The 20,872-nt window shown below is 70.3% G+C and carries 19 protein-coding genes and 3 pseudogenes; 13 read left to right on the forward strand and 9 right to left on the reverse strand.

Features of this window, described 5'->3' with window-relative positions; translation table 11 throughout:
• Nucleotides 1-39 precede the first annotated feature (39 nt).
• The 4 genes and pseudogenes from nadA to L2X99_RS08825 all read left to right on the forward strand — a co-directional run bounded on the left by nadA (nt 40) and on the right by L2X99_RS08825 (nt 5,058).
• Complete coding sequence (nadA, locus tag L2X99_RS08810; protein WP_236123986.1) at nt 40-1,362, forward strand: quinolinate synthase NadA; 1,323 nt, start codon at nt 40-42, stop codon at nt 1,360-1,362.
• Between the two features lie 49 nt (nt 1,363-1,411).
• Nucleotides 1,412-3,008: pseudogene (locus L2X99_RS08815) on the forward strand (L-aspartate oxidase).
• Nucleotides 3,005-3,855: pseudogene (nadC, locus tag L2X99_RS08820) on the forward strand (carboxylating nicotinate-nucleotide diphosphorylase). The pseudogenes L2X99_RS08815 and nadC overlap by 4 nt, the downstream one beginning before the upstream one ends.
• 2 nt (nt 3,856-3,857) lie before the next feature.
• Nucleotides 3,858-5,058 (forward strand): annotated as a pseudogene (locus tag L2X99_RS08825) (cysteine desulfurase family protein).
• 145 nt (nt 5,059-5,203) lie between these two features.
• On the opposite strand, the gene L2X99_RS08830 reads toward L2X99_RS08825, so the two are convergent.
• Nucleotides 5,204-6,229: a squalene cyclase gene (locus L2X99_RS08830; RefSeq protein WP_236123985.1), complete on the reverse strand. Its 1,026-nt coding sequence runs from the start codon at nt 6,227-6,229 to the stop codon at nt 5,204-5,206.
• Nucleotides 6,230-6,268: 39 nt separating this feature from the next.
• Here L2X99_RS08830 and L2X99_RS08835 point away from each other — a divergent pair, with 39 nt between their 5' ends.
• The gene (locus tag L2X99_RS08835; RefSeq protein ID WP_236135874.1) at nt 6,269-7,210 is read left to right on the forward strand and encodes a glycosyltransferase family 2 protein; all 942 of its coding nucleotides are present in this window, start codon (nt 6,269-6,271) and stop codon (nt 7,208-7,210) included.
• Between the two features lie 117 nt (nt 7,211-7,327).
• Nucleotides 7,328-8,101: an SDR family NAD(P)-dependent oxidoreductase gene (locus L2X99_RS08840; protein ID WP_236135875.1), complete on the forward strand. Its 774-nt coding sequence runs from the start codon at nt 7,328-7,330 to the stop codon at nt 8,099-8,101.
• 365 nt (nt 8,102-8,466) lie between these two features.
• Here L2X99_RS08840 and L2X99_RS08845 read toward each other — a convergent pair whose 3' ends face one another.
• Nucleotides 8,467-10,368, reverse strand: a complete 1,902-nt coding sequence (locus L2X99_RS08845; RefSeq protein WP_442923506.1) for an ABC transporter ATP-binding protein — start codon at nt 10,366-10,368, stop codon at nt 8,467-8,469.
• Between the two features lie 159 nt (nt 10,369-10,527).
• Between L2X99_RS08845 and L2X99_RS08850 the strand changes: the two genes are divergently transcribed.
• A complete protein-coding gene (locus L2X99_RS08850) occupies nt 10,528-11,997 on the forward strand; it encodes an MDR family MFS transporter (RefSeq protein WP_236135876.1) in 1,470 nt (489 codons plus the stop codon).
• A gap of 16 nt (nt 11,998-12,013) precedes the next feature.
• Here the strand turns inward: L2X99_RS08850 and L2X99_RS08855 are convergent, their stop codons facing one another.
• A complete protein-coding gene (locus tag L2X99_RS08855) occupies nt 12,014-12,169 on the reverse strand; it encodes a hypothetical protein (RefSeq protein ID WP_236123982.1) in 156 nt (51 codons plus the stop codon).
• Between the two features lie 149 nt (nt 12,170-12,318).
• Here L2X99_RS08855 and L2X99_RS08860 point away from each other — a divergent pair, with 149 nt between their 5' ends.
• The 3 genes from L2X99_RS08860 to L2X99_RS08870 all read left to right on the forward strand — a co-directional run bounded on the left by L2X99_RS08860 (nt 12,319) and on the right by L2X99_RS08870 (nt 15,201).
• Nucleotides 12,319-13,557 (forward strand): MFS transporter, encoded by a 1,239-nt coding sequence (locus L2X99_RS08860; RefSeq protein WP_236123980.1) that lies wholly within the window; start codon nt 12,319-12,321, stop codon nt 13,555-13,557.
• A complete protein-coding gene (locus L2X99_RS08865) occupies nt 13,554-14,570 on the forward strand; it encodes a DUF2804 domain-containing protein (protein WP_236123978.1) in 1,017 nt (338 codons plus the stop codon). Before L2X99_RS08860 ends, L2X99_RS08865 begins: the two co-directional genes overlap by 4 nt.
• 133 nt (nt 14,571-14,703) lie before the next feature.
• Complete coding sequence (locus L2X99_RS08870) at nt 14,704-15,201, forward strand: DUF6328 family protein (protein ID WP_236123976.1); 498 nt, start codon at nt 14,704-14,706, stop codon at nt 15,199-15,201.
• Here the strand turns inward: L2X99_RS08870 and L2X99_RS08875 are convergent.
• Complete coding sequence (locus L2X99_RS08875; protein ID WP_236123974.1) at nt 15,183-16,001, reverse strand: Fpg/Nei family DNA glycosylase; 819 nt, start codon at nt 15,999-16,001, stop codon at nt 15,183-15,185. The genes L2X99_RS08870 and L2X99_RS08875 overlap by 19 nt on opposite strands.
• Nucleotides 16,002-16,196: 195 nt before the next feature.
• Here L2X99_RS08875 and L2X99_RS08880 point away from each other — a divergent pair, with 195 nt between their 5' ends.
• The gene (locus L2X99_RS08880) at nt 16,197-16,493 is read left to right on the forward strand and encodes a Fe-S cluster assembly protein HesB (RefSeq protein ID WP_236123971.1); all 297 of its coding nucleotides are present in this window, start codon (nt 16,197-16,199) and stop codon (nt 16,491-16,493) included.
• Between the two features lie 50 nt (nt 16,494-16,543).
• On the opposite strand, the gene L2X99_RS08885 is transcribed toward L2X99_RS08880, so the two are convergent.
• The 3 genes from L2X99_RS08885 to L2X99_RS08895 all read right to left on the reverse strand — a co-directional run bounded on the left by L2X99_RS08885 (nt 16,544) and on the right by L2X99_RS08895 (nt 18,840).
• Nucleotides 16,544-17,584, reverse strand: coding sequence for a tellurite resistance/C4-dicarboxylate transporter family protein (locus tag L2X99_RS08885; RefSeq protein ID WP_236135877.1), 1,041 nt, complete (start codon nt 17,582-17,584; stop codon nt 16,544-16,546).
• 61 nt (nt 17,585-17,645) lie between these two features.
• Nucleotides 17,646-18,005 carry a DUF488 domain-containing protein gene (locus L2X99_RS08890; RefSeq protein ID WP_236135878.1) on the reverse strand — a complete coding sequence of 120 codons (360 nt, stop codon included), beginning with the start codon at nt 18,003-18,005 and terminating at the stop codon, nt 17,646-17,648.
• A 271-nt stretch (nt 18,006-18,276) separates the two neighbouring features.
• The gene (locus L2X99_RS08895; RefSeq protein WP_236123967.1) at nt 18,277-18,840 is read right to left on the reverse strand and encodes an alpha/beta fold hydrolase; all 564 of its coding nucleotides are present in this window, start codon (nt 18,838-18,840) and stop codon (nt 18,277-18,279) included.
• Nucleotides 18,841-19,091: 251 nt separating this feature from the next.
• On the opposite strand from L2X99_RS08895, the gene L2X99_RS08900 reads away from it, so the two are divergent.
• Together L2X99_RS08900 and L2X99_RS08905 are read left to right on the forward strand one after the other, a co-directional pair.
• On the forward strand, nt 19,092-19,748 hold the full coding sequence (locus L2X99_RS08900; protein ID WP_236123966.1) for a dihydrofolate reductase family protein: 657 nt from the start codon (nt 19,092-19,094) through the stop codon (nt 19,746-19,748).
• Nucleotides 19,749-19,764: 16 nt separating this feature from the next.
• On the forward strand, nt 19,765-20,106 hold the full coding sequence (locus L2X99_RS08905) for a YciI family protein (RefSeq protein WP_236135879.1): 342 nt from the start codon (nt 19,765-19,767) through the stop codon (nt 20,104-20,106).
• Here L2X99_RS08905 and L2X99_RS08910 read toward each other — a convergent pair.
• Together L2X99_RS08910 and L2X99_RS08915 are read right to left on the reverse strand one after the other, a co-directional pair.
• Nucleotides 20,100-20,495, reverse strand: a complete 396-nt coding sequence (locus tag L2X99_RS08910; protein ID WP_236123962.1) for a ribosomal maturation YjgA family protein — start codon at nt 20,493-20,495, stop codon at nt 20,100-20,102. The two genes, L2X99_RS08905 and L2X99_RS08910, sit on opposite strands and share 7 nt — an antisense overlap.
• A gap of 26 nt (nt 20,496-20,521) precedes the next feature.
• Entirely contained in the window at nt 20,522-20,836 is a 315-nt protein-coding gene (locus tag L2X99_RS08915) for a hypothetical protein (RefSeq protein ID WP_236123961.1), read from the reverse strand.
• Nucleotides 20,837-20,872: the final 36 nt, after the last annotated feature.

The following is a 20,872-nucleotide window of genomic DNA, read 5'->3' on the forward strand; positions in this document are numbered from 1 at the left end:
CGCAGTAAGTGTCCAAGTGACCAGAAGGTGGCGAACCCGATGCACACCGCACTCCCCCTCCGACCTGACCTCGATCCCTCCGTCGATCACGCCCTGCAGCTGATCGTCTCCGGTGCGTCGACCGACGAGACCTGCGCGACCGACCTCGCCGCCGGGCCCTGGGACTTCGACACCCGCCCGGGATACGGGCCCGGTTCGTCGATGGGTGATGTCATCCCCACCGGTGCACCGCGCCAGGGCGAGCTTCCGCTGTCGTACCGGGAGGCGAGCGAGGACGAGCTCGAGGCCCGCATCCGCACGGCGAAGCAGACCCTCGGCGATCGCGTCGTCGTGCTGGGCCACTTCTACCAGCGGGAGGAGGTCGTGCGGCATGCCGACTATGTCGGCGACTCGTTCCAGCTCGCCCAGGCCGCCCTGGACCGCCCCGAGGCGGAGGCCATCGTGTTCTGCGGCGTGCACTTCATGGCCGAGACCGCCGACCTGCTCTCCGGCGCCGATCAGGCCGTCATCCTGCCGAACCTCGCCGCCGGCTGCTCGATGGCCGACATGGCCGACATCGACCAGGTCGAGGACTGCTGGGAGCAGCTCGCCGACGTCTACGGTCCGCTCGACGAGCAGGACGCCGAGGGACTCGTTCCCGTCGTGCCGGTGACGTACATGAACTCCTCCGCTGCGATCAAGGGCTTCGTCGGGAGGCACGGCGGCATCGTGTGCACGTCGTCGAACGCCAGGACGGTGCTCGAGTGGGCGTTCGCGCGCGGCCGCCGGGTGCTGTTCTTCCCCGATCAGCACCTGGGCCGCAACACGGCGAAGGCGATGGGGGTGCCGCCAGGCCGGATGCCGCTGTGGAACCCGCGACGGACGCTGGGCGGTCAGACCGCCGATGAGCTGCAGGACGCGCAGGTGCTGCTCTGGCACGGCTTCTGCTCGGTGCACCGCCGGTTCACCGTCGGCCAGATCGAGCAGGCACGCGCCTCGCATCCGGGTGTGCGCGTGATCGTGCACCCGGAGTGCCCGATGGAGGTGGTCGACGCGGCGGACGAGGCCGGTTCGACCGCCTACATCCGCCGCGCGATCGAAGAGGCCGACGAACCCACGACATTCGCGATCGGCACCGAGATCAACCTCGTCCGGCGGCTCGCCGCGCAGCATCCGCAGCATGAGATCTTCTGCCTCGACCCGGTGGTCTGCCCGTGCTCGACGATGTACCGGATCCACCCCGGCTACCTCGCATGGGTGCTGGAGGAGCTCGTCGCCGGACGCATCGTGAACCGCATCTCGGTCGCCGCGGACGTCGCCGACCCGGCACGGGTCGCCCTGGAGCGGATGCTGGCCGCCAAGCCGCAGGCGGCGAGCGCGTGAGCGCTGCCTCGGCCCAGGGCGCCCGGATCGAGACAAGCGGCTCCCCGACATGCGCGTGATCATCGTCGGCGCCGGCATCGCGGGCCTGACCGCGGCGCTGCACGCGCACGAGGCCGGCCATGCCGTGACGCTCGTCGTCAAGGGCGCTCTCGGCGGCGGCAGCACGCCGCTCGCGCAGGGCGGGATCGCCGGGGTGTACGGCCCGGACGACTCCCCCGCGCTGCACGCCGCCGACACGCACACCGCCGGCGCGGGCCTGTCAGATCCGCTCGCCGTCGACGTGCTGGTCGGTGATGCGGCGGACCGCATCGCCGACCTCGCAGCGCGTGGCGTCGACTTCGACCGCGCCCCCGACGGCGCTCTCGCCCGCGGACAGGAGGCTGCACACGCGCATCCGCGCATCGCTCACGCCGGCGGCGACGCCACGGGCGCCGCGATCTCGTCCGCCCTGGTCGCACAGGTCCGGGCGCGCCGCGGCCCGGTACGAATGCGGGGAGAGGAGACGGATGCCGGCGGACACGCCGCGGGTTCCGCCGCCATCCGTGATTCCGGCGCGCATCCGTCACACCCGATCGACGTTCTCGAGCACGCGTTCCTGACGGATCTCGTCGTCGAGGACGGCGGATGCCGCCGGCATCCGGGTGCTGGCCGGCGGACGAGCGCGGACGCTGCCGGCGGATGCCGTGATCCTGGCCACCGGCGGAGCAGGGCAGCTGTATAGTCACACGACCAATCCGGCGGGTGCGACCGGCGACGGCATCGCCGCCGCGATGCGCGCCGGGGCGGCGGTCGCCGATCTCGAGTTCGTGCAGTTCCACCCGACGATGCTCGCTCTGGGGACCCCGTTCCTGATCTCGGAGGCGGTGCGCGGCGAGGGTGCGGTGCTGCGCGATGCCGCGGGACGGCGCTTCACGTTCGACGCGCACCCCGACGGCGAGCTCGCGCCGCGCGACGTCGTCGCGAGGGCCAATGCCCGGCAGCAGGCGGCGGACGGGGCGCCGGTGCGACTGGATGCCACGGCGCTGGGCGGCGACCGTCTCGCCCGGAGGTTCCCGACGATCGACCGGGTCGTCCGCGAGCGCGGACTGGACTGGTCGCGCGAGCCGATCCCCGTGACGCCCGCCGAGCACTACCTGATGGGCGGCATCGCCACCGACACCTGCGGACGCACCTCGATCCCCGGCCTGTACGCGGTAGGAGAGGTCGCCCGCACCGGCGTGCACGGCGCGAACCGCCTGGCATCCAACTCCCTGCTCGAGGGCGCGGTGTTCGCCGCCCGCGCGGTCGACGCGCTGGGGCTACGACGTCTCGTCCCGTCGCTGCGCTCCTCGCTCAACGACCCGGGGGGCGACCTCTCGTTCGTTGAGCGAGCGGAGCGAGACGAAACGTCAGCGCCGTTCACACGCGCCGCGCTGCAGCAGCTGATGTGGGATCACGTGGGTCTGCTGCGCACGACAGAGGGACTCACCGAGGCGCTCGACGCGATCCGCGGCTGGCGGGCGCACCGGCATCCGCCGCTCACCGCCCGCGACCACGAGGACGCGAACCTGCTGCTCGTCGCCGAGGCGACCGCGGCCGCCGCACTCGCGCGCCCCGTCTCGGTCGGCGCGCACTTCCTGCAACCCGCACTGATCGGAGCCCGATGATCGCCCCCGCCACCCTCACACGCGTCGTCTCGGCCGCTCTGGAAGAGGATGCCCCGTGGGGCGACCTCACCAGTGCCGCGCTGATCCCGGAGGACGCCGCAGCGGTGGCCGACCTCGTCGCACGCGAAGCGGGAGTGCTCGCCGGAGGCGGCGTGTTCGCCGCCGCGTTCGCCCTCACCGATCCTTCCATCGCCGTGGACCTGCACGTCGGCGACGGGGATCGGTTCGACGCCGGCGACGTGCTCGCGACGGTCACCGGTCCGGCGCGCGGCATCCTCACCGCCGAGCGGGTGGCGCTGAACTTCACGCAGCGGCTGAGTGGCATCGCCACCCTCACCGCCGCCTACGTCGAGGAGGTCGCCGGCACCGGCGCGCGCATCGCGGACACCCGCAAGACCACCCCGGGACTGCGCGCGCTCGAGCGGCATGCCGTGGTCAGCGGCGGTGGGCACAACCACCGGTACTCGCTCTCGGATGCCGTGATGGCCAAGGACAACCACCTCGCGCTGCTCACCCGCGACGGCAGCGATCTGGCGACCGGGCTTCGCGCCGCGCGCGAGCGGCTCCCTCACACCACCCACGTCGTCGTCGAGGTGGACCGGATCGACCAGATCGAAGCGGTGCTCTCGGGGGCGCCGACACCGTGCTGCTGGACAACTTCACCCCGGCGCAGCTGCGCGAGGCGGTGGAGCTGATCGGCCGGCGCGCCGTGGCCGAGGCATCCGGCGGGGTGAACCTCGACACGGTCCGCGCGATCGCCGAGTCGGGCGTGCAGGTCATCTCGGTCGGCGCTCTCACGCACTCGGCGCGGGCGCTCGACCTGGGTCTGGACATCCGGATCGGGTGACCATGCTCTACGCCGATCACGCCGCGACCTCACCGGTGCGTCCCGAGGTGCTCGAGGCGATGGCGCCGTACCTCGGCGCCGTGTTCGGCAATCCGTCCAGCCACCACACCGTCGGCGAGGCCGCGTCCCGCGCCCTGGAGGACGCCCGGGCTCGAGTGGCCGTCGTGCTCGGGATGCGCACCGGCGACGTCGTGTTCACCTCGGGAGGCACCGAGGCGAACAATCTCGCTGTGAAGGGCATCGTGCTCGCATCCGGGCGGCGGCACATGATCACGACGCCGATCGAGCACGAATCGATCCTCGAGTCCGCGGCATACCTGGAGCGATTCCACGGCGTGGAGGTCACGATGCTGCCCGTCACGGCGACCGGGCGGGTCGAGCCGGATTCGCTGGCGGCCGCACTGCGCCCGGACACCGCGCTGGTGTCGATCGGGCACGCGAACAACGAGATCGGGACGGTTCAGGATGCCGCCGCACTGGCGGCGCCGCTTGCAGGTGGCGGAGCGGATGGCGGATGGCGGGCGCCCGGCGGCGACATCGCCCGCCGAGTGCAGGATCGTCCGCCATCTGAAAGGCGCGTGCCGCTGCACATAGATGCCGTGCAGTCCGCCGGGTTGGCTGCCGCTGGCCGGTCTCGGCGCCGATGCGATCTCGATCGCCGGGCACAAGCTCGGAGCGCCGAAAGGCATCGGGGCGCTCGCCGTGCGCGGGCGGGTGCCGCTGGAACCGCTGCTGCACGGCGGCGGCCAGGAGCGAGGACGGCGCTCCGGCACCGAGAACATCGCCGCGGCGGTCGGACTCGCGACAGCGCTGGAGCTCGCGGAGGCGGAGCGCAGGGACGCCGCCGATGTGGTTCGCGAGCGGACGGCCGGCTTCATCGCCGCCGTGCTGCAGTCCGTGCCGCAGGCCGCACTCACCGGCGATCCGGACCACCGTCTTCCTGCCGTGGCGAGCTTCACGTTCGGCGGCGTCAGCGGCGAATCGGTGCTGCTCGAGCTGGAGCGCCGGGGCGTGGTCTCGTCGAGCGGATCGGCCTGCGCCGCCGGCAGCGACGAGCCCTCGCACGTGCTGCTTGCCTGCGGCATCGACCCTGTCGTCGCTCAGACGTCAGTGCGGTTCACGTTCGGAAGGGTGCCGCTGGAGCAGCCGGACGCACTCGCGGCCCTCGTCGCGGAGTCGGCCGCAGCTGCATCCGGTCGTTGAGCGCCCTTCGTCTCATCGCTGCGCTCCTCGCTCAGGATCCGCGGAGCGAGCGCCGTACTGAGCGAGCGCAGCGAGTCGAAGTGACGAAACGCGGTGACCGTTCCGCGGACCTTGGCGCGTGTCGTCTCGCTCGTTCCTCGCTCGCTCAACGACCGGGGCGGGACTCATCCCACCAGTCGAGCACGCGGGAGCCGATCAGGGTGAGCCATTTCGAGCGCTCGCCCTGTGGAACGTCGATGTCGACCCAGATCGCTCCGCCCGGCACGTCGCCCTGCAGCCAGGTGCCGTCCGGCTGACGCGCCGCGCGTACGACCTCCACCGCGTCGGCGAACCGAGGATCCGGCGCTGTGCCCTCCATCACTGAGGCGGCACGGAAGTGATCCAGCGCAGCGAGGGCGCTGTACTGCCACCTGCTCGGGGCGATGAAGTCCGTCACCCACGGGCCGACCACCTCACCCGTCGTCAGACGTCGCATCAGACCGCGCTCGAGCAGGTACTCCTCCCCGGCATGACGCGTCGCCTGCAGGGAATCGTCGCCCGTGATCCGCTGATGGTTCAGCATCTCGACGAGGGCGTTGAGCGTCGAGTGGAACGAGGAGCGCACCGAGTCGCCCTCCTCGGCCTCGCAGTTCCAGCCGCCGTCCTCGAGGCGGTGCTCCGGGAACCAGGCGACAAGGCGTGAGACGTCGGCCCCGAGCCAGGCGCCCGTGGCGAGCGTGAACCCGTTGATGCACACGTCGACCTCACCGCCCCAGTACGGCAGGTCGTCGTACTCCCAGGTGCTGTTCGCCGCGAGCTTCTCGGCCGTACCCGCGAGCGCACCGGCGTCCAGGCCCAGATCGCGCAGATCCTTGAGCGCCCACGTGGTCGCGATCCACGGCTGCCCTTCGCGATCGCGCTCGATGATGCCATGACCGGTGAAGTCGCGCGAGCGCGACGGGAAGTACGCCCCGCCGGCCCACTGGCCGTCGGGGTCCTGGTGCGAGAGGATCGTCGCGCCGAAGCCCTCGGTCGCGATTCTCGATCTGGTGCGCTGCCAGACCTTCTCGTCGGCATCCAGCAGGTCGCGCTCGACCTGCCATCGCAGCGACGGATCGGAGTCGAGCAGCCAGTCGGTGATTTCCTTCGTCAAAGAGGACACGACCGGCACGCTACGCCGCGACACCGACATCCGGAACCCCGCCGCCGGCCCCGCAGCTAGACTCGGCGAGTGCCCGAAGCGCTCGTGACCCTGATCGTTCCCGGTCGCGACATCGCGGCATACGCGCCCGCGGCGCTCGACTCGCTCCGCGGGCAGACCGAGCAGCGGTGGCGCGCGATCCTCATCGATGACGGATCGGCGGATGCCACGGGCGATGTGTTCGCGGCGGCAGCAGCGGCCGATCCTCGCTTCACGCTCGTGCGTCACGACAGCCCAGGCGGCCTCGGCGCAGCGCGCAACACCGGTCTCGACCTCGTCGACACGCCCTTCCTCGGATTCCTCGACGGCGACGACGAGCTCACCCCGAACGCTCTGGAGCGCATGACCACGACGCTCGCCGAGACCGGCAGTGATTTCGCCGCCGGAGCCTACGTGCGCTCTCGCCTGGTGGACGGCTCCTACCGTCCCGGTCGCGTGCAGCCGTGGACGACGGCGGCCACCGACCCGGAACGCCTGGCGACCACGATCTTCGCCCACCCCGCCGCATCCGCGAACATCGTCGCCTGGTCGAAGGTCAGCCGCACGGAGTTCTGGAACGGCCGCCGCTTCCCGCTCGGCGTCGCGTACGAGGACCAGATCGTGGCCCAGCGCATGCACGTCGAGGCGCGCGCCTTCGATGTCGTCCCCGACGTGCTCGTGCACTGGCGGCTGCGCGCCGACGGCACCTCGATCACGCAGGGCAAGGACCTGCTGCCAGTGCTCCGCGACTATCTCGCCGCCCTCCTCGGCGGCATCCGGGTGCTCCAGGCCGCCGGGGCGTCCGCCGCGGTCGTCGCCCGGCTCGATCTGATCCTGGCGATGGACGTCCCGCCGCTCGAGCACATCGCGTCCACGCATCCCGAGCCCGCCTACCGGGCCGAGCTCGACGCGTTCACCGCGACTCTGCGCACCCTGCCGGAGTTCGCGCTGGCCTCCCCCGACCCCGCCCTGTCCGAGGCGCTGCGCTGGTGACGCGCGTGCTCGGCTGCGGAGGGCACGCCGGATACCCCGGCGGCGGTGACGGATGCCGCGGCACGTCGTCCGCGACATCCGAAGCTGGGCACGGGTGACAGCCGATAGCGTGATCGGGTGAACTCCTACCTGGCCGACCTCTTCTCGCTCGCCGGACGCACGGCGCTCGTCACGGGAGGCTCATCCGGCATCGGCCGCGGCATCGCGACCGCGCTCGCGCGCGCCGGCGCGGCCGTCGTGATCGTGGCGCGCGGCGAGGAGCGGGTGGCCGAGACGGTGCGCGAGCTGACAGAGGCCGGATGCCGTGCCGCAGGCCTTCCCGGCGATCTGAGCACCCGCGAGGGCATCAGCGCCGTCGCCGATGCCGCCCCCGGTCCGTTCGGCGAGCCCGACATCGTCGTGCACTCGGCGGGCATCAACATCCGCCCGCCCTTCACCGAGATCACCCAGGACGACTGGGACGTCACGATGACCGTGAATGCGCTCGCGCCGTTCCTGCTCGGCCAGCGCTTCGCTCCGGGCATGGCGGAGCGCGGCTTCGGCCGCCTGATCCACATCAGCTCGCAGCAGGCGCATCGCGCCTTCGTGCAGAGCGGCGTGTACGGCGTCTCGAAGGGCGCGATCGAGTCGCTGGTGCGCTCCGAGGCCGAGGCGTGGGGCGGCACCGGAGTCACCAGCAACGCGCTTGTGCCCGGCTTCGTGCTCACTCCGCTGAACGCGCGTCTTCAGCAGGATCCGGCGAAGGTCTCCGAACTCGCCGCCCGCACGATTATCGGCCGCAACGGCCTACCGGAGGACTTCGCCGGGGCCGCTGTATTCGTGGCGTCGTCCTCGTCCGGCTACGTCACCGGCCAGCACCTGTTCATCGACGGCGGACTGTCGGTGCACTGACCGGGCATCCCCACGGCTCCGCGCCGCGCCCCCTGCCCGCACCCGCGCGCCGCGTCGCATCCCGCAACACCCGCCTGCGCACCGTGACGCACGCGCACCCGCCTCGCAAGGACGAAAACGCAGCGCGCAGCCCGACCGAACCGGCAGAAACCTCCTTGCACAGGTCCTCGGGCAGCGCCCGCACCCGCGCGCCGCGTCGCATCCCGCAACACCCGCCTGCGCACCGTGACGCACGCGCACCCGCCTCGCAAGGAGGAAAACGCAGCGCGCAGCCCGACCGAACCGGCAGAAACCTCCTTGCACAGGTGCTCAGGCGGCCTCCACACGAAGAGCCGGGGCTCGCCCGCCGCGCGGACGCGGCAGACTCAGGCCTCGTCGAGCCCGCGCGTCGCCGTCGACAGCTGCTCGGCGGCGAGGGTGGCGTACAGCCCGCCCCGGGCGAGCAGCTCCGCGTGCGTGCCGGACTCGACGATCCGCCCCGCCTCGACCACGTGGATCACGTCGGCGCCGACCACGGTCGACAGTCGGTGCGCGATGGTCAGCGTGGTGCGGCCGCGCGCCGCGGCATCCAGCGCCTCCTGCACGACGCGCTCCGACACGGTGTCGAGCGCCGAGGTCGCCTCGTCGAGCAGCAGCACAGGCGGGTCCTTCAGCAGCACGCGCGCGATCGCGATGCGCTGCTTCTCGCCGCCGGAGAGCCGGTAGCCGCGCTCGCCCACGACAGTGTCGTAGCCCAGCTCGAATCCGGCGATGACATGGTGGATGTTCGCGGCGCGGCAGGCCGCCTCGATCTCGGCATCCGTCGCCCCCGGCCTGGCGTAGCTCAGGTTCTCGCGGATCGTCGCATGGAACAGGTACGTCTCCTGCGACACGATGCCGATGTCGTCGATGATCGACTCCTGACGCAGCCTGCGCACGTCCTCTCCGGCGAAGCGCACGGCGCCGCCGGACACCTCGTACAGCCGGGGGGCGAGATAGAGGATGGTCGTCTTGCCGGCGCCGCTCGGCCCGACGAAGGCGACGTGGGTTCCCGGCTCGGCGGTGAAGGACACCCCGTCGAGCGTGGGCCTGGCCTCGGCCGAGGCATCCGGATAGCGGAACACGACGTCGTCGAACACGATCCGCCCGCGCGGGCCCGGGGCATCCGATGCGTCGATCGCGTCCGGCGCATCCTGGATCTGCGGCACCATGTCGAGGTACTCGAAGATGCGCGCGAACAGCGCCTTGGACGTCTGCACGTCCAGCGCGACCCGCATCAGCCCCATCAGCGGCATCAGCAGCCGGGCCTGCACCGTGGTGAAGGCGACGATCGCTCCGGCGGTGATGTCGCCGCTGCCGCCGGCGACGAAGAGGCCCGCGACGAGGTAGATGACCGCCGGGATCGACGACATCAGCACTTGCACGACGGCGAAGAAGCGCTGACCGCTCATGGCCTGTCGCACCTGCAGACGCACCTGATTGCGGTTCTCGTCCTGATAGCGCTCCGATTCGGTGCGCTGCCTGTTGAACGACTTCGAGAGCAGGATGCCGGAGACGCTGAGGGTCTCCTGCGTGATGCTGGTCAGCTCGGAGAGCGACTCCTGCGTCTGCCCGGCGATCCGCGCCCGCACCTGACCGACCCGGCGCTGGATGACCACCAGGATCGGCATCACGATGACCGCGATGATCGTCAGCCGCACATCGATGATCAGCATGGCGACCAGCGAGGCGACCACGGTGACCGTGTTGCCCAGGATGCTGCTGACCGTGTTCGTCAGCACCCCGGCCACGCCGCCGACGTCGTTCTGCAGCCGGGACTGGATGACACCGGTCTTGGTGCGGGTGAAGAAGCCGAGCTCCATCGCCTGCAGATGATCGAAGAGGCGCACCCGCAGGTCGCCGGTCACGGCGTTGCCGACCGTCGAGGTGAGCCAGGTCTGCACCACGCCGATCGCGGCCGAGAGCAGGTACAGACCGATCATCGCGACGACCAGCCAGGTGAGCAGCGGGATCACCGGCCCGCCTCCGGCCTGAGGGAAGAGCGCGTCGTCGAAGATGCGCTGCACGAGCAGAGGCGGGATCACCCCGATCGTGGCGAGCAGCACCACCAGGATGCCGGTGATCAGGATGCGCCAGCGATAGGGGGCGAACAGGGAGACGACTCTTTTGCCGAGTCCGGCGATCCTCGGGGCCTCGGCGTTCAGCCGACGCTGCGCCTCGATGTCCACGCCGCGGAATCCGCCGCCGCGTCCGCCTCCACCGCCGCTTCCACCACCGCGCATGCTCATCGCCTCAGGCTACTGCCGGGCGGCGACGTCGAGCCGGGTCCGGACGGATGTCTGCTGTACGGGAATGGAATGTCCCAGGTATCCGTTACGCTGAACAACTCTCGGGAAGGCGTCGCCCGCCCGCTCTCATCGCGCACCACCACCTCACGGAGGAACCTCATGTCTGCCGTCGACACCGGCTCCGTCCCCACCTCCGCCAATCAGATGATCCCGCGCAAGGACATGGCCGTCATCTGGGTGCTGCTCACCGCCGCCTTCGTCGCGATCCTCAACGAGACGACGATGAACATGGCGATCCCGCACCTCATCACCGATCTCGAGATCTCGCCGCTGGCCGCGCAGTGGGTCACCAGTGCGTTCATGCTCACCATGGCGGTCGTCATCCCGACCACCGGGTTCCTGCTGCGCCGGTTCACGACGCGCCAGATGTTCATCGGCGCGCTCACGCTGTTCTCGGCCGGCACGCTGCTGGCCGCGCTCGCGATCGGATTCCCGATGCTGCTGGGCGCGCGCATCGTGCAGGCGTCCGGCACGGCGATCATGATGCCGCTGCTCATGACCACGCTGATGAACCTCGTCCCCGCCGCCTCCCGCGGCCGGATGATGGGTCGTGTCAGCGTCGTGATGTCACTCGCGCCGGCGATCGGTCCGACACTGTCGGGCTTCCTGCTCGATCACTTCTCCTGGCGGTCGATCTTCGTCGTCGTGCTGCCGATCGCGCTGATCGCGCTGGCCATCGGATGGCGCTGGCTGACGAACGTCGGCGAGACCACGCACGCGCCGATCGACGTGTTCTCGGTCGTGCTCTCCGCCTTCGGCTTCGGCGGCCTCGTCTTCGGCCTCAGCCAGATCGGCGGCCTGGGTTCGGGCGTCAGCTGGGCGCCGATGGCGATCTCGCTCGTGGTCGGCGTCATCGGCCTCGGGCTGTTCCTGCGCCGTCAGATCGTGCTGCAGCGCGAGGACGACGCGCTGCTCGACCTGCGCATCTTCGGCTCCAGGGGCTTCTCCCTGTCGATGGCGCAGATGTTCCTGCTTTCGCTGGCGTTCTTCGGCGCGATCACGGTGATCCCGCTGTTCCTGCAGGACGGGCTCGAGATCGCGCCCACCGATGCCGGTCTGGTCATGCTCCCCGGCGCGCTCTCGATGGGCCTGCTGGGACCGGTGATCGGTCGCATCTACGACGCGCGCGGCACCCGCGTGCTGCTGATCCCCGGTTCGATCCTCGCCGCGGGCATGCTGTGGTTCTACACCACGCTCAGCATCGGCACCTCGGTGTGGGTGGTCGCTGTGGCGCAGACGCTGCTCTCGATCGGCCTGGCGCTGTCGTTCACGCCGCTGTTCACCGCGGCGCTCGCCTCGCTGTCGCCGAAGTTCTACTCCTACGGCAGCGCGGTGATCGGCACGGTGCAGCAGGTGGCCGGCGCGGCGGGCATCGCTGTCATGATGGCGATCTTCACCGCGGTCGCCGGCGCGGCGGGCGGCACCGAGATCCCCGCTGCCGTCGCGGCGGGTTCACGAGTGGCGTTCACGATCGCCGCGGTCATCGCGAGCGTCACGATCGTCGGCGCGTTCCTGATCCGCAAGCCCGAGGACGACGGCGCGGACGCGCCCGCCCACGGCGGGCACTGAGCGGACCGCCGCCGGCTCAGTCCGCGCCCTCCTCGCGCTGCGCGCCGGGGAGGACGCAGACGCCGTCGGCGCACAGGCCCGCAGAGGGATCCGCGTTGCCGACGAGCGTCAGTGGCGCGAACGGCGACTGCTGCTCGTGCGCGGATTCCGTGGTGCTCCCCTGCGTGGTCATCCCTCGATGGTACGCCTCCGCGTGAGTGTCGGCTCCGATCCGCGTTCCGCAACGGCACGTCACGCAATACAGTGAGAGGACCTGACCCGCCGCGCAGCGTCTTGCGCGGCATCCGCCCCGGCGCGACGTCGCGCCTCGAAAGGAGCCCCGTGAGCACCGCCGCTCTCGGAATCCGGATCGCGCGGCAGACCCGACTGCTGACGTGGCTCTTCCTGCTGAACGCCGCGATCCTCACCGTGTACGCCGGATTCATCGTCATCCTGGTTCCAGACCAGGTGGCGGCGATCGACGAGGAGAACAAGGTCGCGAACCTCGCGATCGTCATGACGGCATCGTCGATCGCGACGATCGTCATCCATCCGCTGATGGGCGCGCTCTCCGATCGCACCCGCAGCAGGCTGGGACGCCGGGCGCCGTGGATCATCATCGGCGGAGCCACCGGCGCGCTCTTCACGGTACTGCTCGCCGGTGCGACCAGTCTCTGGGTGCTCTGCCTGTACTGGGTTCTGATGATGCTGTGCGTGAACTCGGTGGCCACCGTCGGCTCGGCCGTCGTTCCCGACCACTTCGCCAGGGAGCGCCTCGGCGTCGCGAGCGCGGTCGTTGCTCTGGGCATCTTCGTGGGAATGGGCGCGGGCGTGGCACTGGCCGGCATCGCGGTGAACAGCATCGGGATCGGCTATGCCGCCTTCGGCATCGGATTCATGATCGTCTGCGTGCTGTTCGTGGTGTTCAACCGCGACTTCTCGTCGCGCGACCTGGAGCGCCCGCCGTTCTCATGGCGATCGTTCCTGGCCGGCTTCTGGGTCGATCCGAAACGCTTCCCCGACTTCTGGTGGGCATTCGCGGGCCGGTTCTTCCTGATCCTCGCCTACCAGAGCGTGCAGTCCTACCTGCTGTACATCCTGCGCGACTACGTCGGACTCTCGAACTCCGAGTCCACAGCGATGAGCACACCTATCACCGCCGTGATGCTCGTCGGCGCACTGTTGACGACGTATTTCGTCGGCCGGGTCTCGGATCGCACCGGACGCCGGAAGGCTTTCGTCTTCCTGGCGTCCGTCATCATGGCCGCCTCGCTCGCGATCCCGTTGCTCGTGCCGTCGGTCGGCGGCATGTTCGCGCTGGCCGCCGTGTTCGGCGTGGGCTACGGCATCTACATGAGCGTCGACATGGCGCTGATGAACGAGGTCCTTCCCGCCGCGGACCAGGCGGCGAAGGACCTCGGCATCCTGAACATCGCGACCGCGCTGCCGCAGGCGTTCACGCCCGCCCTGGTCGGCGTGCTGATCCTGCTCAGCGGCGGGTACACGGCGGTGTTCGTCGCCGGGATCGTCTTCGCAGTGCTCGGCGCGCTCACCGTGATCCCGATCCGGGGCGTGCGATGACCGGCGTCGACCGCGAGATCACGGTTCCGGTCCCCCTGCTCACGGCGCGGGGCCTGCAGAATCCGGATGCGATCGGATGGACGCGCACTCCGCTGATCGACACGGATGCGGTGGGCAGGTGCCCGCGGGGATGGGGTCGCACCAAGCGCTGGGAGTATTGGGCGGTCACCACGCCGACGCACATCATCGCGATGACGATCGGCGCTCTGGACTACGCGAACGTGCGCCAGGTGTGGGTGCTCGACCGGACCACCGGCGAGGAGATCGACGTCTTCGAGATCGGCGCGCTGTCGCGCGGCGTGCACCTGCCGGGCACGATCGGCCGGGGTTCAGCCACGTCGAACGGACGCCGGGTGTCGCTGGAGTTCGCCGAGGACGCCGGCTGCACGCTCCTGGTCGCCCGTTCGCCCCGAGTGCGGGTCGACATCGTCGCGACCCGTCCGTCCGAACACGAGGCGATGGGCACCGCCGCGCCGTTCAGTCCCTTCCTCGCGGAGTTCACCGTCAAGGACGTCGACCGGCCGGCGCACGGCACGATCACCGTCGACGGCGTGGTGCACGAGGTCCCGGCCGGAGCATCCTGGGCGGTGCTCGACCACTTGCGCGGGCGTCTCCCGTACCGCACGCACTGGAACTGGGGCGCAGGCGCAGGGCTGTCACGCGGAAGGCGCATCGGGCTGCAGCTGGGCGGTGGCGGTCCGCTCGCGGTGCGGCACGGGGTCTCCCAGAATGCATTCACTCTGGACGGCCGGGTGCACAAGGTGGCCGGAGCGCTCGAGTGGGACTTCGATCCCGAGGACTGGTCTGCGCCGTGGCACATCACCGGCGACCGCATCGACCTGGCCTTCACGCCGTTCCATGTGCGGGCCGCGAGGACCCAGCTGGTGCTGGTCGGATCGGTGACCCACCAGTGTTTCGGACATTACGACGGGCAGGTGCGCGCTGACGAGGGCGAGTGGATCGCGGTGGCCGGGATCACCGGCTGGGCGGAGGATGTCCACAACCGCTGGTGAGCCGCCTGTCGAGCCCCTTCCGTTCGCGGGCGACCACGAGTACCGTGCCGGGCATGATCATCACTCCTCCCGCTGCCGCAGACGAGTGCCCGGAACTCGACCGGACGATCGCGGCGGCATTGCGAGCCGCGCGATGACGGTGAATGACGGCGACCGCGGTCGCAACGAATCACCGGACAGCCGAGCCGACCGCAACTGGAACGAGCTCATGCAGGAGCTGCGCGTGATGCAGACCGGCACCCAGATCCTGACGGGTTTCCTGCTCGCCGTCGCCTTCCAGCCGCGGTTCGCCGACCTCGACGATGTGCAGCGGACCCTGTACGTCGCCCTCGTGGTGGGCGCGGCCACCGCGACGGTGCTCGCGTTGGCGCCGGTCGGCCTGCACCGGCTGCTGTTCCATCAGCACCGCAAGCCCGAACTCGTGCGCGTGGCCAACCGACTGGTCAAGGCGGATCTGGTGGTCATCGGCGCCGTCACCGTCGGGGTGACCGCGCTCATCCTCGATGTCACCCTGAACCGCACGGCTGCCGTGGTGGCGGCGATCATCGGCGTGATCGTGGTGCTGGTGCTCTGGGTCGCGCTGCCGATCGGCCTGAAGCGGGATCGCCCCGATCAGACGATCTCCGGCTGACACGTGGGACAGAGCTGCGCGGATGCCCCGCCGAACACATGGTCGGCGATCGTGTCACCGCACACGGGGCACGCCTGCCCACCTCTCCCGTGCACGGCCATGGCGGCGATCTTGGCCCGTTTGAGCCCGTCGGCGGGAACCCCGCGACGATCGTCGACCGCTCTGCGCATCACATCGACGACTGCCTGATACAGCCGTGCGCGCTCATCGGTCGTCAGCGCGGCCGCATGCCTCATCGGCGACAGCCGTGCCCGGTGCAGGATCTCGTCCGAGTACGCATTGCCGATGCCGGCGAGGGAGCGCTGCTCCTGCAGCAGCGCCTTGATCTGCTTGCGCCGTGATCCCATCGCCCGCTCGAGATCGGCGGAGTCGAAGTCCGGCGAGATCGGATCGGGTCCGAGGCCGGCGACTCCCGCGACGTCGTCCGGGGCGTCCACCACCCAGGCCGCCGCGGCGAGGAAGTCACCGGTCTCGACGAACTGCATCTGGGCGCCGTCGTCGAGCGTGACCGCGGCGACCGCGTAGCCGCGGTCATCCGGATCGGGAGTCCCGTCCTGGCGCAGGCGGATCCAGCCGTTGCGCCCGAAGCTCAGCACCAGCCACTGCCCATCCAGATCGAAGCCGAGGTACTTGCCGAAGCGCCGCACCCCGTCGATCCGGGCGCCCTCGATGGAGGCCGGCGGCCGGTTCCGGGTCTTCACGATGCGCGGATCCACGCCGGAGATCGCCGTGATCACGTGGCCGGCCATCCGCTCGTCGAGCTGTTCTGCGAGCGCCTGCACCTCGGGGGACTCGGGCATGCGCCCATCCTGCCACTCGGGTGCGACAGAGCCACCGTCGCGGAGCGGAGCCCGCATGGTACGCGTGGCGACCGGCTCTGGGTGTGAATGTCGTCAGAGTCCGTGCCCTGCGGTTGAGGATGACGGCCGATTGCGGCAACGTGGCCGGGACGCCGCGCTGGACGGTGCGGTGCCGCCAACCGGAAGGAGAGCGCAATGCTCACCCTGACCGAGAACGCCAGCACGATCGTGACGACACTCGTCACCCGTCAGACCACCGATCCCGGTGCAGGTCTGCGCATCCACCCCACCGAGTCCGCGACCACGGAGGATCCCCGGTTCATGGTCTCGGTCGCGCCGGCACCGGAGCCCGGCGACGACGTCGTCGACTCCGAGGGAACCCGCGTGTTCCTCGAGCACGGCGCCTCCGAGGCACTCTCCGACAAGGTGCTCGACGCCGGGGTCGACGAGCAGGGATCGGTGTCCTTCACCCTCCTGCCGCAACCGGCCTGAACGATCCACCGGAACCGTCGCCTCCCCCGGGGATGCGGCGGTTCCGTGTTTCACCGGCGATGGCGCAGCCCGCCCCACAGCACCAGCACGAGATGATGCAGCATCCCGGCGAAGACGATCGCCCACACGACGAGCGCCACGGCGACTCCGATCAGGCCGATCTGCTCGACCGCGGGCAGGCTGTCGACGCGTCCGACCAGGATGGAGGCCACCGAGAACATGCCGATCGGGAACACCATCGACCACAGCGTCGGCTCGTAGCGCAGGGGCACGCGGTGCACGAAGTGCCGCCAGACCCCGGCCCCGACCAGCGCCGGGATGAGCCACGCGCAGAACGTCCAGAACACCGCGACGGTCGCCGCCACGAGCGGGCGCACCGCGTCGACCATCGGCGAGTGATCCATGTCGACGACACCGGACCCGGCCACCACGGCGATCGCCAGGGCACCCATGGTGACCCAGAACGTGGGGTCGAAATCCTGGGGTGTGATCCCGAAGTGCACGATCCGCAGCAGTACGAGGATCGCCACCGCGACGTACAGGCTGACGCCGACCGACCACGCCAGCACCGCCAGCATCCCCGCCCACGGCCCGCCGCCGAGCAGCGGCTGCAGCTGCGAGACGGCGACGGCCACCGACTGGCTGGCGACCGCCCAGATGAACCAGCTGCCGTTGGTGCGGGCGAGGATCGGCTTGCCGTCGCGGGTGAGCAGCACCTGCCAGGGCAGCGCGTAGCCGAACACGAACCAGAGCACGACGGCGAACAGCAGCAGCCACAGCGAGATCCCGCCGAACCCGGCCATGCTGAGCCGCACCGCGAGCACGTCGGTACCGGCGATGATCGTGAAGAACCCGAACGCCTTCGCCGGGTCGCGCAGATCGGCCACGAGATGCTTGCGGAACGCCGACGCCCGCCAGATGTACAGCACCCAGAGCACCGCGTATGCGACGATCGCGATCCACATCAGGATGTCGGAGGGCACCTCCCAGCCGGCGTCGTGCAGTCCGACCGAGATGATGCCCGTCCCCATCACCAGGGCGAAGTACCCGGGCGCGAGGTGCGCCACCGCGTCGCGGATCGGCGAGGTCATGCCTGCAGGCTATCGGGTCGCGCTCCACTCACCGGTGCGTCGATCCTCTGCGGTCCGCCCCTCATCCTCCGGCTCCGGAGAGCACCTGCTCGAGCACTGTGGCCTCGCTGATGTCGTCTCGCCTCGAGGCCGTGAGCAGTGTGAGAGGACCCGCTGCGGCGAGCGCCCGCAGCGATGCGAGTGCCTTCTCGCGCTCGGGGCCGGAGAGCTCGGCTCGATAACGCCGCGCGAACTCCTCGAACTTCGCCGGGTCGTGCCCGTACCACTTGCGAAGCTCGGACGAGGGCGCGATCTCCTTGCACCACTCGTCGAGGTCGGCGCGCTCCTTGCTGACGCCCTGCGGCCAGAGTCTGTCCACGAGCACCCGTTTGCCGTCGGATGACTCTGGATCGTCGTAGATCCGCCGCACCTGCACGCTCATGACCGCTCCCCTCGCCGCGCCCAGTCTGCCCCTCTTGCCGGGGATTCGCCAAGCAGCCGGGAATCGCCCAGGAGCACTGTCCGGGCGGGCGGATGCGACGTCGAGGCGGGGCAGGCCGGCCGCACCGTCGGCATGCGCGTGCGGGATGCCGGCCGACTGATCTCACCCCGCCGGAGCAGCCCGTTCACACCCTCGGGTGAGCCGACACGACCTGGCGATCGGCACGATCAGCTACGCACGGATCACCGCCGCTGAGGGATCCTCCTGAGCGTCAGTCCCAGTCGAGGTACTCCTCGATCACGACGGCGGTCTCGATGGGGTGCGTCATGGGGAAGAAGTGGTCGGCACCTGGGATGCTCGTGATGCTGGCGCGATCGGTGGCCGTGGCCTGCAGCGCCTCACCGTTCGCCGGCGGGGTGACGACGTCCGCGGTCCCCTGGATGATCAGGATCGGGATCGCGGGGGCCAGCGGAGCGTCGTTCTCCTCGACGCCCAGCAGCAGCAGGCCGTTCACACGATCGGTGTGCGCGCCGGCGAAGGCGCGGGCGACAGTCCCGCCGGCGCCGTGGCCGCCGATCCAGGCGTCCTCGAGCCCGACGTGGTCCATCACGGCGAGGGCGTCCTCGACGCGCTCCGCCACGGTGCTGTCCTCGGAACGCGCACCGATCCGCAGCACCCGGAATCCGGCCTCCTCCGCGAGGTAGTGACCGATCGATCCCAGCGCTCCGCCGTCCATGCCGACGCCTGGGATCAGGACCAGTGCAACCGGACCAGGACCCTCATCGACGTACGAAACGGAGCGGCCATCCGCCTCGAAGATGCTGTTCTCTGCCACGGGTGCTCCTCCTGGTGCCGTTCGGGATGTGCCTGAACAACCCTACTTGAGGAGGCCCGTGCCGGTTCAGCTGTGCCGCGGATGCCGGCATCTCGTGCGTGCCTTGGCACAGGCAGGCGTCGGGGCGCTCACCGGTGCGATGTGCGAGGCCCCAGCTGCCGAGGGCGACGATCACAGGGTGCACCTGGATGCCGGGTTCGGTACGTTACCGAGATCAGGTTGCAGACTGCAACCACTCTCACGGAGGCATCATGTCGCGGGTCCGCGTGAACAACTTCTCCCTCTCGCTCGACGGCTTCGGCACGGGCGACGGCATCACGACCGAGGCGCCCTTCGGACACGCCGGGGAACGACTGCACGAGTGGATGTTCGCGACCAGATTCTGGCGGACGATGGCCGGCGAGCCGGGTGGCTCGACAGGGGTCGACAACGCCTTCGCCGAGCAGCACGGCGTCGGCTTCGGAGCCGAGATCATGGGCCGCGGCAAGTTCAGCGCGTCGACCGGTCCGTGGACGGACCTCGGCACCGACGACGAGTGGCGCGGCTGGTGGGGTCCCAACCCGCCGTTCCACTCCCCTGTCTTCGTGCTCACCCACCACCTCCGCCCGTCCATCGAGATGGAGGGCGGCACCGTGTTCCACTTCGTCGATGCGACACCTGAGGAGGCGCTCGAGATGGCGCGCGATGCCGCCGGCGATCTCGACGTGCGCGTCGGCGGAGGCGTCACGATGCTGCGGGACTTCCTGGCGTCCGGCCTCATCGAGGTCGCCCACATCGTGCAGGTTCCGATCCTGCTCGGGCGCGGCGAGCGACTCTGGGACGGGCTCGAGGCGCTCGAGGAGCGCTACGAGGTCGAATCAGTGTCCTCACCGAGCGGCGTGACGCACCTGACATTCACCCTTCGATGACGAGAGAGGAACGACCATGACCCAGTACATCATCTACTTCAACCAGCAGTGGGTCGGCGACCACAGTGAGGAGTGGTTCGGGGAGCGGGGTCCGCTCGCCAACGCCGTCGTGAACGACATGCGCGACGCCGGAGTACTGGTGTTCGCGGCCGGCGTGGACGAGGACCTCGACGCGGCGATCACCGCCGACGACACCAGCGGCACGCTGGAGTTCGGATCCGGCCCGTACGCGCCGGGCGAGCAGTACATCGGCGGTCTGACCATCGTGGACGTGCCCGACGAGGAGACCGCGCGGATGTGGGGCGGCCGGATCGCCGAGGCCTGCGGCTGGCCCCAGCAGATCCGCCGGGTCTACTGATCCTGCGGCTGGAGTCTCTTCCGGATTCCGACGACGAGCGTCACACCCACCGCGTACCAGAGCAGATCCCATGGCGAGAAGCCCGTGCCGAACACGAGCCTCAGCGCAGGGACGGTCGCACCCCACTGGCCGGGCAGCGGGGTGAGCTGCAGCAGCTCCACGCCGAAGCACCACCCGAGCGCCACCGCCGCCACCGCCCACCACCGGGCTCGAGGCGCGACGAAGGCGACGAGCAGCACGATCAGCGCGGCGTAGAGGATGTCGCCAGCCGCATCGCTGACGGGGCCCGCCGGGGCCAGCAGATGCACGGCGAGCCCGGCCGCGACGGTCGCGAGCGCGATCAGCGCGAGGACGGGTCGTCGCGTCGGACCGGATCCGGAGTCAGGCATCCGCACGCCTCGTCTTCTCTGGGCGATCACGCATCACGGAGCGCGTCATCGATCAGAGCGCGCAGGTCCGCGTGGGCGGTAGCCCCGTCGTCCGCATACGGCTCCCAACGTTCCAGCTGTGACAGGGCCCACCTCCAGTGCGAGCGCCGCAGCGTGATCGGGAGAAGCTGCTCCGAAGGCGGCCAGCCGTACCGGTCGCGCTCGCACACCGACGCGGCAGATGCCCGCCACCCCGCGTCACGCACGCAGGAGCCGGCGATCACCGTCTCCATGTTCGCGTCCACGACGTCGATGGCCATCGAGTTGTCCGCGCATCCGTCGAGCCGCTGCCACAGGCGCACGGGATCTCGATCGTCAGGTGCTGCATCCCGCCATCC

Source organism: Microbacterium sp. KUDC0406, from assembly GCF_021582875.1.
GTDB lineage: Bacteria > Actinomycetota > Actinomycetes > Actinomycetales > Microbacteriaceae > Microbacterium.